Origin of the sequence: Oscillibacter valericigenes (assembly GCF_021531915.1) — a bacterium.
Taxonomy (GTDB): domain Bacteria; phylum Bacillota; class Clostridia; order Oscillospirales; family Oscillospiraceae; genus Oscillibacter; species Oscillibacter valericigenes_A.
This window is the reverse complement of sequence record NZ_JAFBIV010000004.1, coordinates 18,736-31,354: the sequence shown is the minus strand read 5'-3', so window position 1 is coordinate 31,354 and position 12,619 is coordinate 18,736. Positions and strand designations below refer to the sequence as shown.

Genomic DNA, 12,619 nt, shown 5'->3' with positions numbered 1-12,619 from the left:
CATGCGCCAAAAAGAGAAAAAGTGCGTGGTGACCTTCCGCACCACCGCAGCCGCCATGGAGATGGAGCGGGCCTGCAAGGCCGCCGGGGTGCCGGGACGGCTGATCCCCGTGCCCCGGACCATCACCGCTGGCTGCGGCATGTGCTGGGCGGCACCCCCATCAGCCCGAGAGACTGTGGAGGAGCTGGTGATGGCGCGGCACTTGATGATCGACGGCATCTATGCTATCATCCTATAATTGAGGTGAGTTTGATGGCGGCAAATTGTGAAGAGTGCGTCCACTACGATTATGACGATGAGGCGGAGGCGTATTACTGCACCATGGACCTGGACGAGGATGAAATGGAGCGGTTCCTGCGCAGCGCCAATGACGCCTGCCCCTTCTACCGGCGGGGCGACGACTATATGACGGCCAGGAGGCAGTGAGATATGGAGCTTGTGGATCTGTACGATGAAAACCGGGTGCCCCTGGGCCGGGTGGCGGAGCGCCACGCGAAAAAGGCTCCGGGGGAGTACCGCATGGTGGTCCATGTCTGCGTGTTCAACAGCCTGGGCCAGCTGCTGATCCAGCGGCGTTCTCCGGAAAAGAGAGTCTGGCCGGAGCTGTGGGACGTATCCGTCGGCGGCGGTGTGGACGCCGGAGAGACCAGCCGTCAGGGAGCGGAGCGGGAGGTTCTGGAGGAACTGGGCTATGACCTGGACCTGACCGGCCTGCGGCCCGCCGTGACGGTGAACTTCGAGGGCGGCTTTGACGATTTCTTCGTGGTGACCCGGGACCTGGACATCAGGGACCTGCGGCTCCAGCAGGAGGAGGTCAGCGATGTCCGCTGGGTGACGCTGGAGGATGCAATGGCCATGCTGGACAGCGGAGCATTCATCCCCTATCCGCCCAGCTTCCTGCGGTTTTTGTTCGAGGCCCATGGGAGCTTTGATTTCCCAACGAAATGAAGCAAAAACGGTGCCGTGGGCGGCTGCCCACGGCACTGCTTTTTCAGTCCAGATTCCTTTGGATGGTCCGTCGGAACACGCAGGTTCCGTTCAGATCGTAGTAACAGAAAACGCCGTCTTCGGAGCAGGCGATGCGGTCGTCCCAGACCCAGGGGCTTCCCCAGCCAATGCCCATGACCGGGTAGGGCAGCTCGCAGTTTTTCCGAATGATCTGCCCCTGTTCGTCCAGCAGATTGCGGATGTTGCTGCCGTCTGTCCGGGTACCGTGGCAATACAGCTTTCCGGTGACGGGGTCGGTGAGGGTGGTGCAGTTCTTGTATCCGGGAAAGGCCAGCTCCGGGCCTTCCTGATAGTCATACTCCGGCTCCACGAACCCCGGCGGAGGGTCTGCTGTGACGGCCCCGGTATCCGGGTCCAGCCAGCAGGCGAAGTGGCTGTTGTCCGGGCTGTTTTCATCGTATTTCCAGACCCGGCCCACATTGTTTACCCAATCTAGGCTGGGACCGCCGTCCCACTGCCAGATGAAGCCCTTGCCCAGATACGGCTCCAGCGCCGAGGCGGGGAAGGACATGGCGGTGCTTCCGTCGGTATTCAGAATGAGGACGGAGCCGTCCGTTAACGCCAGGGCAAGCCGGTCACCGCTGAGAAGCTGGCCGCCGCCGTAGCAGGGCGGCAGCTCCCGGGCCCAGTTCCCGTCCGGGGCGGCCACCGTCAAATTAAAATCGCCTACCACCCAAGAACCCCACTCGTTCTCATACCGGCCTGTGACCTCGCCCCGGTAGAGCAGGAGAAACGGAGCATAGGTTTGTGTTTGCCAATCCTTCACCCGTTCGATCTCCGCGTAGACCGGAGGCGTCACCAGCCGCCCGTCGGCGGTGACGAGGCCCAGGGTGGTGAGGGGACCCATGTAGCTGTCGGTGTCCAGATAGCTGCCGATGTAGGGCAGCAGAAAATCGTAATCACCGCTGGGCTGGAGTATGCCGTCATCGCGGTAGGTATCGGCGTAGGTATACTGTTCTTTCACCGGCTCGTAGGGCGTCAGCTTGGACCAGTCGGTATAGACCGGGGAGACAGGTTTCGAATCAGGGATGGGTTCCAGGGCAGGAGATGCGCAGCCTGTTAGCAGGATAAGCGCCAGCAGGGAAATCGTCAGCCGCTTCATGCGCCATCCCCCACATCCAGCACGGAGACATAGCCCTCATGTGCCACCAGCTTCTGGCCCTCCTCGCTTAAGATCCAGTCATAAAGGATCCTGGCCGGGGCGTCGTCGGAAAGGCCTGCGGCGGTGAGGACATAGTAGTTATTCAGGAACGGGTATGCGCCGCTGCGGATGGTATCGGCGCAGGGCTCCACTCCGTCGATGGAGAGGATCTTCAGGCCGTCGGCCATCTTCATGTCATTGGCGTAGTAGTAAACTGTATAGCCGATGGCGGCGGGGGTGCCGTCATAGGCGGCCACGGCTTCAATGAGGTCGCCCATCTCTCCCCGGACGTAGTCCGCCGGGGCATCCATCATGGGCAGGTCCTTCATCACCAGCTTCAACATGGCGGTCTGGCTGCCGGCCTCGGCGTTCCGCTGGAAGGGGACGATGGGAAGGTCGTCACCGCCCACCTCCGACCAGTTGGTGATCTCTCCAATGTAGATCTTCTGCACCTGCTCTGTGGTGAGGCAGTCTACCGGGTTGTCCGCGTTCACCACGAATACCAGAGCGTCCACGGCAAAGGGCTCCATGTTCCAGTCAAAATTCTGCTCCGCTTTTTCCTGCCAGATGACCTCCGCCGGTTCGGCGGCGATGAGCAGGTCGGCGTTGCCCCACATCAGGTCCCGGTAGGACTGGGTGGTCTTGGAAAATTGGGTGAGGTCGCTGACATCCTCCCGACTCTCGCCCAGCAGGACGCTGGCAATGGCCTGGCCCAAGGGAACCGTGGAAGTGGAGCCGTTGAGGCGGGGGAAGTTTTCCCGGGTGAAGACGAACTGATTCGGCTGAGGTTCCGGCGCGGGGGCCGGGGCTTCCGGGACTTTGCTGCAGCCTGCCAGCAAAATGAGTGCCAGCAGGGGAGCGAACAGGCAGGACCATTTCATAGGACAACACTCCTTTCTGCCATCAATATATCATAAAATTTAAAAAAATCTCTACATTTTACAAACAAATGATTACAAAAGAAGAACAAAAACGGGAGCCTGCTTTGGCAGGCTCCCGAGGCGGTTTCAAGGATCAGGGGACAGAAGGTGCATCATGGAGACCTCGTAGGCAGTGCGCTCCTCGGTCCCGCTGTCGGTGACCTTATGATAGGCACGGCTCTGGACCCGGCCCTCCAGGGAGAGACTGTCGCCCACCCCCAGGTTGCTGGCCCGCACCGCCAGCTGGCCCCAGGCGATGACCGGCAGGTAGTCCGCCCGGCCGTACCGACGGGGGACTGCCAGCATCAGGTCGCAGATGCTCCGGCCCAAGGGCGTTCGCCGGAAGATGGGCGGCTTGCAGAGAGAGCCGGTCAGCAGGATCTGGTTACAGGGCTCCCCGGTGCCCGGCTGGATGTCTGTGGCGTAGACTGTCAGCACCAGCTTGTTGCCCACGCCGCTGCGGTTGTTGAAGGAACGGAACTGTCCCCGGATGCGGAGAGACCCCTGACTATCGATCCGATCCAGCAGTGCTCCCGGCAGGAGCACCGGAAGAACGTCCGGCGTACCGGACAGGCGGGGTACCTCCAGGGAAAAACGGTAGAACTGGGTGCCGTGGTTCTCATGGGACCACTCCGGCCTGTTAGCCGGATGGCCCTCCAGCAGCACGTCATTTTGGCTGTGTGTCATCATGTTGTCCACCCCTCGGTCGTGATGAGACATCCTATGAGGACAGAGCTTGTAAAATGACTGTGAATTTCCGGGCGGCGCTCTTGTGAAAGCAAAAAAATCTGGGTATAATGAGCGCAATGCAATGATCGTACAAGGAGGATGACCATGGCGAATCTGTTGGATTACCTGGATTGGCGGGGGGACCTGACCCTGGAACAGGCACCCTTCAACGAGGTGGATAATCTGATCCTGGCGGAGCTGTCCTTTGTGGACTTCAAGGACATCGTTCCCGGCCCCGGCGAGGGGGATAGCGTGGTGCTGCGGGAGGCGGCGGAGCAATTTTTATCCCGGTTCCCGAAGGGCGAGAAGATCGACATGGGCGTCCTGGTGCCCGCTGCTATCCCGGAGATGTTGCGGAAGATGGCGGATTCCCGCCGGTTTGGGGACATGAAGCTGAACTGCTTCGTGGACCATCTGGATGTGGGAAAGGGTGAGCAGTTCGCGGCCCTTGCCATTGAGACCGGGGATAAAACGCTGTATCTCTCCTTCCGGGGCACTGACGACACCTTGGCGGGGTGGAAAGAGGACTTCGAGCTGGCCTGCATGCCGGAGGTCCCCGCCCAGAAAAAGGCGGTGGCCTACACCTGGGCTGTGGCCAAGCAGTTTCCCCGGAAAAAGCTGCGGCTGGGCGGACACTCCAAGGGCGGCAACCTGGCGGTGTATGCCGGAGTGTTCTGCCCGGAGAGCGTCCAGAAGCGCATCATCGCCGTCTGGTCCAATGACGGCCCCGGCTTCCACAACGACCTGCTGGACCTGCCGGAGCACCGGCGGGTGGCGGAGCGTATCTACTCCATCGTGCCCAAATCCTCCGTGGTGGGGATGCTGCTGGAGCATGAGGAGGATTACACCGTGGTGGACAGCGACCAGCTGGGCTTTATGCAGCACGACGGCTTTTCCTGGCAGGTCATGGGTGACCACTTCATCACCCTGCGGCAGGTGACTCAGCAGGCACATCTCAGCGACCAGGAGCTGCGGAAGTGGGTCCACGGATTGTCTGTGGAACAGCGGGAGAACTTCGTCAATGCCATGTTTGATGTGCTGGCTGCCTCCGGCGCCGTGACCCTGACGGATTTGAAGGACGACAGCTTTAAGGCTGTGGGTGCTATGATCCGTGCCATGAAGGACCTGGACAAGGAGACCCGGGACGGCCTGTGGGATTTTCTGGCCATTCTTTTCAAGAGCAACCTGCGGATGGTGCTGGAAGGCATTCAGGAGGAAACAGAGAAGAAGCGTGGTCCCCGGCGGCTGATCAAAAAGAAAGAAAAAGAGGCGTAAATCTTCTCTTGACATTTTTTCCGCCCTGTGTTAGATTGAGTGACGTTCATTGGAGGGCTTGTGATCGCAATCGCAAAGCTGGATAAGATGCCGGGTGCGCCCGGGGTCTTATCCGGCTTTTTTTGCGTGCCCGGGTTGAGGAGGAGACTATGAAACAGAAACACGATTTTACCAAGGGACCTATTTTGTCATCCCTGCTGCGTTTCGCCCTGCCGGTACTGCTGGCATTGCTGCTCCAGGCTATGTACGGTGCGGTGGACCTGCAGGTGGTGGGGAAATTCGGCACGGCGGCGGATATTTCCGCTGTCTCCACCGGAAGCCAGGTGATGCACACCGTCACCGTGGTCATCACCGGCCTTGCCATGGGCGTGACGGTGCTGCTGGGCCAGAAGATCGGCGAGGGAAAGCCCGATGAAGCGGGCCGGACTGTGGGCTGCGGCATCTGTCTGTTCGGGGTTGTAGCGCTGGCCATAACTGCCGCCATGCTGCTGACGGCGCCGCAAATGTCATCTTTGATGCAAGCCCCTGCGGACGCCTTCGACGGCACGGTCATATACGTCCGCATTTGCTCCGCCGGTGCCGTGTTCATTGTGGCCTACAATATTCTGGGCAGCGTATTCCGGGGACTGGGAGATTCCAAAATGCCTCTGCTGACTGTGGCCATCGCCTGTGTATGCAACATCGCCGGGGATCTGCTGCTGGTGGGCGGATTTGGCATGGGGGTGACGGGAGCCGCTATCGCCACGGTGTCTGCCCAGGCCATCAGTGTGTTCCTGTCCCTGATTATCATTCGCCGCCGGGAACTGCCTTTCGCACTGACCAGGGCAGATATTCGCTTTGACCGGGCGGTGACCGGGAAAATTCTGAAGCTGGGTACTCCGGTAGCTCTCCAGGACCTGCTGGTGAGCCTGTCCTTCCTGGTCGTCATCGCCATTGCCAACGCCATGGGTACCATCACCTCCGCAGGAGTGGGCGTGGCGGAAAAGCTGTGCGCCTTCGTTATGCTGGTGCCCTCTGCCTATATGCAGTCCATGTCTGCCTTTGTGGCCCAGAATATCGGAGCTGGACGGGAAGACCGGGCGGGAAATGCGCTGCTGTGCGGCATCCTGTCCTCGCTGGCGGCGGGCATTCTGATGGGCTGGATGGCTTTTTTCCACGGAGATGTACTGGCGGGGCTGTTCGCGGAGGATGGCGCTGTCATCGCCGCTGCCTGGGAGTACCTGAAGGCCTATGCCATTGACTGCCTGCTGACTTCTTTCCTGTTCTGCTTCATCGGGTATTTCAACGGATCCGGGCGCACATTGTTTGTCATGATCCAGGGCTTCGTGGGAGCGCTGGGAGTCCGTTTGCCGGTGGCCTTTCTCATGAGCCATGTGTCACCGGGGTCCCTGTTCCACCTGGGCCTGGCCACACCGGCCTCCACCGTGGTGCAGATCCTGCTGTGCCTGGCTGTCTTCCTCTACGCTGGCAGGAAACGGCAGAAGTGATCCATATCCGCCTGAAGCCGCTCCAGAAATTGGCTGATGTGATAGCCGTCCGTGGCAGCATGGTGGCAAGTGAGGGAGAGCGGCAGGAAGCACTTGCCGTCCCGAAGCACGAACCTTCCTGCCTCCACCGAAGGGAAGAAGTAGTCATTCAGACCGTAGCTGTGGACGGCGAAGTGCTGGAAGGAGACCCAGGGTACGCAGGAGACCGTATAGGCATTGGCGGGGGGCGGCGTCTCCGGTTGGGCCAGGAAGCCGTGGTTGGCGCCGTATCGGGTCTGGTTTTCCGTAAAAGCGTGATAAAAGGCGGAGAAGTCCGGGTCAAATTCCGTCCACATCATGGAAAAGGACTTGTCATCCTCATGGAACACGGCGTACAGGGGCGTCAGGGTGTCGTAGGTGCCGATCTGCTCTCCCTGCTTCGCCAGACGAAAGGCCGGGTCAGCGTTTAAGATTTTTGTCACCAGCCACAGATAGGCGGGATAGAATTTCAACCCACGCTCTTTCAGTGTCCGCCGCAGGGCGGTCACATCCAGCTCCACCGTCAGGGAATATCCGATGGGAGCCATCCGGGAAAAGTAGTAAAAGGTCTGCATTCGGGGCCAGGCGGCGGGGTCAATGGGGGTAAAGGTCATGGGAAGCACCTCCTGAAAATGGATGCTTTTATGGTAAGTCCGTCCACGAAAAAGCGCAAGCAACGCTCCGTTGAGTGAAGAAAAACAGCCTCCTGCGGCAGTGCCGCAGGAGGCTGTTTTGATGAAATTATTCCTGACCGGGGACCTTGGGAAGGCTTGCGAAGCTGGCTTCCAGCTCGGCGTCGGTGGGGATATAGTCGCTCATCTCGCCGTTGTGGAACTTTTCATAGGCCACCATGTCGAAGTAGCCGGTGCCCGTCAGACCGAAGACGATGGTCTTCTCCTCGCCGGTCTCCTTGCACTTGAGCGCCTCGTCGATGGCAACGCGGATGGCGTGGCTGGACTCGGGGGCGGGGAGGATGCCCTCCACCCGGGCGAACATCTCGGCGGCCTCAAAGACCTTGGTCTGCTCCACGGAGGTGGCCTCCATGTAGCCGTCGTGGTAGAGCTGGCTCAGGATGCTGCTCATGCCGTGATACCGCAGGCCGCCGGCGTGGTTGGGAGAGGGGATGAAGCCGCTGCCCAGGGTGTACATCTTGGCCAGGGGGCAGACCTTGCCGGTGTCGCAGAAGTCGTAGGCGAACTTGCCGCGGGTGAAGCTGGGGCAGGAGGCGGGCTCCACGGCGATGATGCGGTAATCCTTTTCGCCCCGGAGCTTCTCACCCATGAAGGGGGAGATCAGGCCGCCCAGGTTGCTGCCGCCGCCGGCGCAGCCAATGATGATATCGGGGACAATGCCGTATTTATCCAGGGCCGCCTTGGTCTCCAGGCCGATGACGCTCTGGTGCAGCAGGACCTGGTTCAGCACGCTGCCCAGCACGTAGCGGTAGCCGGGGGTGGAGGTGGCAACTTCAACTGCCTCGGAGATGGCGCAGCCCAGAGAGCCGGTGGTGCCGGGGTGCTCCGCCAGGATGGCCTTGCCGATGTTGGTCTCCATGGAGGGGGACGGGGTGACAGAGGCGCCGTAGGTCCGCATGACCTCCCGGCGGAAGGGTTTCTGCTCGTAGCTGACCTTCACCATGTAGACCTTGCAGTCCAGACCCAGGTAGGCGCAGGCCATGGAGAGGGCCGTGCCCCACTGACCGGCGCCGGTCTCGGTGGTGACGCCCTTGAGGCCCTGCTGCTTGGCGTAGTAGGCCTGGGCGATGGCGCTGTTCAGCTTGTGGGAGCCGGAGGTGTTGTTGCCCTCAAACTTGTAGTAGATTTTGGCGGGAGTCTGGAGCTTTTCCTCCAGGCAGTAGGCCCGGACCAGGGGAGAGGGGCGGTACATCTTGTAGAAGTCCCGGATCTCCTGGGGGATGGGGATATAGGCGGTGTCATTGTCCAACTCCTGCTTGATCAGTTCATCGCAGAAGACCGGGCGCAGGTCATCGAAACCCATGGGGGCGCCGGTGCCGGGATTCAGCAGGGGGGCGGGCTTGGTCTTCATATCGGCTCGGACATTGTACCAGGCTTTCGGCATCTCGTCTTCAGCGAGGTAGATCTTATAGGGGATGTTGTTCTTTTCGGTTGCCATGATGTTTGCTCCTTTCATGCTTGCGGGTCTGGGGAAACAAAAAAGACCTTTGTTCCACAAGGACCCATTTTCAATAGGTTCCTTTGGGACAAAAGTCTGAAAACTTCTGCGGTGCCACCCAAATTGACGCTTGCGCGCCCGCTCGGCGACGTGCCATCACACGCCTTTCCTTGGTAACGGGGGAAAAGCCCGTCGGTACTTACTGAGAAAAAAGCTCCGTTCAGCCCGCCCTCCGCAGTCCATTCGGCAAAGGCGTTTCTGCCGCCATCCCACCATCGGCGGCTCTCTGAGAAAAACCCGCAATGCTTACTCGTCTGCGTCATTGGTTTGTTCTTTTGAACTTGGCGCAAGTGTACGCCCCTTCGCCGGCGTTGTCAAGGGGTAAAAAAATATTTTCTCAAAATGCACAAAAACTGCGATAAAAAGCAACAAATTTTCTCACAAGGCTGACGGAAAAATAAGAGGCGGACAGGCTGCAGCCTGTCCGCCAAATATCTCAGCGCTGATATTCGAATTCGAAGTCGTACAGGGACACGGTGTCGCCGTCCTGGATGCCCATCTCCTCTAACCGCTGGTAGAGACCGGACTCCCGCAGCTGCCGGTCGAACCACATGCGGCTCTCGTAGTCGCCGAAGTTGGTGTTGCTCATGAGCCGCTGGAGCCAGGGACCCTCCACCAGCCACGTGTGGCCGTCGTCGGCCCGCCGGATGTCCAGAGGGGCGGAGGTGTCGATGACGGGGGGCTTGGGGACGTACTCCGGCTCGTACACCGTGACGGGAGGCAGCATAGACAGCATCCCGGCCACCTTGCCCACCAGCTGGCGAGTGCCCTGATGGGCGGCGGCGGAGATCTCCAGCAGGGTGTAGCCCAGGCCCTCCACGTGGGCCCGCAGGCGCTCCAGATTCTCGGGGTCCTCCATGATGTCCGTCTTGTTGGCGGCCACGATCTGAGGTCGGGTGGCCAGCTCGGGACTGTACTGCTTCAGCTCCTCGTTGATGGCGTCGAAGTCGGCCACCGGGTCCCGGCCCTCGCTGCCGGACACATCCACCACATGGACCAGCAGGCGGCAGCGGTCAATGTGCCGCAGGAAGTCGTGGCCCAGGCCGGCGCCCTCGCTGGCGCCTTCGATGATGCCGGGGATGTCCGCCATGACGAAGCTGACGCCGTCCTCCACCCAGACCACGCCCAGGTTGGGGAACAGGGTGGTGAAGTGGTAGTTGGCGATCTTGGGCTGGGCCTTGGAGACCACGCTCAGCAGGGTGGATTTGCCCACGTTGGGGAAGCCGATGAGGCCCACGTCCGCCAGCAGCTTCAGCTCCAGGATCACGTCGTGGCTCTCGCCGGGCAGGCCGCCCTTGGCGAAGCGGGGCACCTGACGGGTGGGAGTGGCGAAGTGGCTGTTGCCCCAGCCGCCCCGGCCGCCCTTGCACAGGACGTAGGGCTCCGTGCCGCTCATGTCCTTGATGATCTCATTGGTCTCGGCGTCCCGGACCAGGGTGCCCCGGGGCACCCGGATGATGAGGTCCTGGCCGTCCTTGCCGCTGCGGCGGCCGCCCTGGCCGTCCGCGCCGCTGGGGGCCACGTATTTGCGCTTGTAGCGGAAGTCCATCAGGGTGGACAGGTTGTCGTCCACCTGCAGCACAATAGAGCCGCCCTTGCCGCCGTCGCCGCCGTCAGGGCCGCCGGCCGCCACATATTTTTCCCGGTGGAAGGAGACCACGCCGTTGCCGCCGTTGCCGGCCTTGACGGTGATCCGGGCCTTGTCGATGAAAGAAGTTGCCATGGAACACACCTCCGTTGTTCTTGATAGTATTTCCCGTTGAGGCGTGTGCATCCCGGAGCACGAAGGGTCATGCCCTCGGATGCAGACGCCTGCTCTTGAAAAAGAGCCCCGAACTCTTTGTTCGGGGCTCTTTACAAGAAATCCGATTACTCGGCAGCGTAAACAGAAGCCTGCTTACGATCCTTGCCCAGGCGCTCGAAACGGAGCACGCCGTCCACCTTGGCAAACAGGGTATCGTCAGTGCCGATACCGACGTTGGTGCCGGGATGGATGCGGGTGCCGCGCTGGCGGACCAGGATGTTGCCAGCCTTGACGAACTGACCGTCGGCGCGCTTGGGACCCAGGCGCTTGGACTCAGAGTCACGGCCATTCTTGGTGGAGCCGCCGCCCTTCTTGTGGGCGAAGAACTGAAGACCAATACGAATCATGATACGGACCATCCTTTCTGAAGAATTTTAGAATGGGGAGGAATCATTCTTCCTCCAAAACTTCAATGTTGTCGGGATACTCGTCCCGCAACTGTACAAAGTAGACCATCAGGCCAGTCAGCAGAGACTGGCAGGCGCTCTCCGCCATGGGGCTCAGGCCCCCGGGCAGACGGAAGGAAATGGATGCGTCGCTCTCCCGGACCTTGACCGATGCCGCCAGGCCCAGCACATCGTTGACGGTGGCGTCCACCAGGCGAATGGCGCTGGTGATGGCCGCGCAGACAATGTCGCTGCCCTCCTCGGCATAGCCGCTGTGGCCCTGAGAGTCGAATCCGGTGATCCGTTCACCCTCGGTGCGGAATGTAACGGTGGTCATACTCAGACAGAGATCTTGGCGATCTCAACCTTGGTGTAAGGCTGACGATGGCCCTGACGCTTGCGGTAACCCTTCTTGGCATTGTACTTGAAGATGCGGATCTTCTTACCCTTGCCGTTCTTGACGATCTTGGCCTCCACGGAAGCGCCCTCCACCACGGGGGTGCCGAAGGTGGCGTTCTCGCCGTCGATGATAGCCAGGACCTGGTCGAACTTCACAGTGTCGCCGGCCTCCACGGGCAGCTTCTCGATGAAAACGATGTCGCCCTCAGCCACCTTGTACTGCTTGCCGCCAGTCACGATGATTGCGTTCATTACTTGTTTCAACTCCTTCATTACGGGCTCGCTGTCGGGGGCGGCGCCGGGGCGCACTTGTAGACCCATTCAAAGCGGCTTATCAAGTATATCAACGGATTTTCGGTTTGTCAACGGTTTTTGAAAGAAAAATACGGAAAAATCAATAAATATCCCAATAGGAAATGCGGTGGCAGAAAAGTGGGTGAGTCCGGACACTGTGACGGTGATTGTTTCCGGATTGCTGATGGAAATATGCTGAAAGTCGTTCAGAGTTCGGGGGTTCAAATGAAAACCGAACATGTTGCCGTCTTTGTAGATCAGTCCGCTTGCACCGGCTTCGGTGCAGAGATAGGGTATACCATCCAGGGTGGCTGTCATGGAGGCGGAGGAGGACAGTGTATATGTGGTTTTCTCCACAGGAATGGACTGGCAGCCGGATACCAGCTGTCCGCCGGTGCGGTCATAGACACCGTAGGCGCGGAACCAGACCCGGTAACCGTCCTCGCGTGTTTTGCCGTTAAAATCGACTTTCTGGACAGCGATGCGGCAGCCGCTTTCGTCCTCGTACAGCACCTTTCCCACATTGCTCTCCAGGTCCGCCAGATTCAGTTCCACGGACCAGCTGCCCGGGATGTCTTGATAGGAGATGCCGTAGTTGGAGTCGTGAAATTGAAAAGCCAGGCCGTGGCGGTATGTACCATAAGTTCCGCTTTTGAGTAATATAAAAAATAAAACGGATATTATAATGGCAAAACTGCTGCCGATCAACGCCCAGCGGCGTTTTACCCGGCGGAGGTCCGGGGACTGGGGCGTGCCATAGATGATCTCCGCTACATCCGCGTCCAGCGCCGCTGCGATACGCTCCAGCATCTCCACGTCCGGCAATGCCTTTCCCGTCTCCCAGGCGGACACGGCCTGCCGGGTGACGAACAGGCGCTCCGCCAAATCTTCCTGGGTCATGTGTCTGGCGGCGCGCAGGCGTTTGATGTGTGTCCCAACGGATGCCATAGACAGCCCTCCCCTCAAAA

At 60.1% G+C, this 12,619-nt stretch carries 15 protein-coding genes and 1 other annotated feature; of the genes, 5 read left to right on the top strand and 10 right to left on the bottom strand.

The annotated features are described in order from the left end of the window. Position 1: 1 nt before the first annotated feature. From JQM66_RS04525 to JQM66_RS04515, 3 genes are read left to right on the top strand one after another with little or no spacing between them, the layout of a single operon-like run. The gene (locus JQM66_RS04525) at positions 2 to 238 is read left to right on the top strand and encodes a DUF3343 domain-containing protein (RefSeq protein ID WP_235228667.1); all 237 of its coding nucleotides are present in this window, start codon (positions 2 to 4) and stop codon (positions 236 to 238) included. Between the two features lie 14 nt (positions 239 to 252). After that, a complete protein-coding gene (locus tag JQM66_RS04520; protein ID WP_235228665.1) occupies positions 253 to 426 on the top strand; it encodes a DUF6472 family protein in 174 nt (57 codons plus the stop codon). Between the two features lie 3 nt (positions 427 to 429). Further along, the gene (locus JQM66_RS04515) at positions 430 to 948 is read left to right on the top strand and encodes an NUDIX hydrolase (RefSeq protein ID WP_235228663.1); all 519 of its coding nucleotides are present in this window, start codon (positions 430 to 432) and stop codon (positions 946 to 948) included. Between the two features lie 43 nt (positions 949 to 991). Here the strand turns inward: JQM66_RS04515 and JQM66_RS04510 are convergent, their stop codons facing one another. The 3 genes from JQM66_RS04510 to JQM66_RS04500 all read right to left on the bottom strand — a co-directional run bounded on the left by JQM66_RS04510 (position 992) and on the right by JQM66_RS04500 (position 3,759). Then, positions 992 to 2,110 carry a putative periplasmic lipoprotein gene (locus JQM66_RS04510; RefSeq protein WP_235228662.1) on the bottom strand — a complete coding sequence of 373 codons (1,119 nt, stop codon included), beginning with the start codon at positions 2,108 to 2,110 and terminating at the stop codon, positions 992 to 994. After that, entirely contained in the window at positions 2,107 to 3,030 is a 924-nt protein-coding gene (locus JQM66_RS04505; RefSeq protein WP_235228660.1) for a PstS family phosphate ABC transporter substrate-binding protein, read from the bottom strand. Before JQM66_RS04505 ends, JQM66_RS04510 begins: the two co-directional genes overlap by 4 nt. 126 nt (positions 3,031 to 3,156) lie before the next feature. Next, a complete protein-coding gene (locus tag JQM66_RS04500) occupies positions 3,157 to 3,759 on the bottom strand; it encodes a single-stranded DNA-binding protein (protein WP_235228658.1) in 603 nt (200 codons plus the stop codon). 144 nt (positions 3,760 to 3,903) lie between these two features. Between JQM66_RS04500 and JQM66_RS04495 the strand changes: the two genes are divergently transcribed. Next, positions 3,904 to 5,073 carry a DUF2974 domain-containing protein gene (locus JQM66_RS04495; protein ID WP_235228657.1) on the top strand — a complete coding sequence of 390 codons (1,170 nt, stop codon included), beginning with the start codon at positions 3,904 to 3,906 and terminating at the stop codon, positions 5,071 to 5,073. A gap of 149 nt (positions 5,074 to 5,222) precedes the next feature. Beyond that, entirely contained in the window at positions 5,223 to 6,560 is a 1,338-nt protein-coding gene (locus tag JQM66_RS04490; RefSeq protein WP_235228656.1) for an MATE family efflux transporter, read from the top strand. Here the strand turns inward: JQM66_RS04490 and JQM66_RS04485 are convergent. From JQM66_RS04485 to JQM66_RS04455, 7 genes are all read right to left on the bottom strand, one after another. Beyond that, complete coding sequence (locus tag JQM66_RS04485; RefSeq protein ID WP_235228654.1) at positions 6,533 to 7,192, bottom strand: CatA-like O-acetyltransferase; 660 nt, start codon at positions 7,190 to 7,192, stop codon at positions 6,533 to 6,535. The two genes, JQM66_RS04490 and JQM66_RS04485, sit on opposite strands and share 28 nt — an antisense overlap. A 127-nt stretch (positions 7,193 to 7,319) precedes the next feature. Further along, positions 7,320 to 8,708 carry a TrpB-like pyridoxal phosphate-dependent enzyme gene (locus tag JQM66_RS04480; protein WP_235228652.1) on the bottom strand — a complete coding sequence of 463 codons (1,389 nt, stop codon included), beginning with the start codon at positions 8,706 to 8,708 and terminating at the stop codon, positions 7,320 to 7,322. Between the two features lie 81 nt (positions 8,709 to 8,789). Beyond that, positions 8,790 to 9,040: a binding site (T-box leader), on the bottom strand. Between the two features lie 164 nt (positions 9,041 to 9,204). Next, a complete protein-coding gene (gene obgE, locus JQM66_RS04475) occupies positions 9,205 to 10,491 on the bottom strand; it encodes a GTPase ObgE (RefSeq protein ID WP_235228650.1) in 1,287 nt (428 codons plus the stop codon). A 146-nt stretch (positions 10,492 to 10,637) separates the two neighbouring features. Next, complete coding sequence (rpmA, locus tag JQM66_RS04470) at positions 10,638 to 10,919, bottom strand: 50S ribosomal protein L27 (protein WP_235228647.1); 282 nt, start codon at positions 10,917 to 10,919, stop codon at positions 10,638 to 10,640. A gap of 43 nt (positions 10,920 to 10,962) precedes the next feature. Beyond that, positions 10,963 to 11,295: a ribosomal-processing cysteine protease Prp gene (locus JQM66_RS04465; RefSeq protein WP_235228646.1), complete on the bottom strand. Its 333-nt coding sequence runs from the start codon at positions 11,293 to 11,295 to the stop codon at positions 10,963 to 10,965. Positions 11,296 to 11,297: 2 nt separating this feature from the next. Beyond that, entirely contained in the window at positions 11,298 to 11,609 is a 312-nt protein-coding gene (rplU, locus tag JQM66_RS04460; protein WP_235228644.1) for a 50S ribosomal protein L21, read from the bottom strand. A gap of 69 nt (positions 11,610 to 11,678) precedes the next feature. After that, positions 11,679 to 12,599 (bottom strand): helix-turn-helix transcriptional regulator, encoded by a 921-nt coding sequence (locus tag JQM66_RS04455; RefSeq protein WP_235228642.1) that lies wholly within the window; start codon positions 12,597 to 12,599, stop codon positions 11,679 to 11,681. Positions 12,600 to 12,619 lie beyond the last annotated feature (20 nt).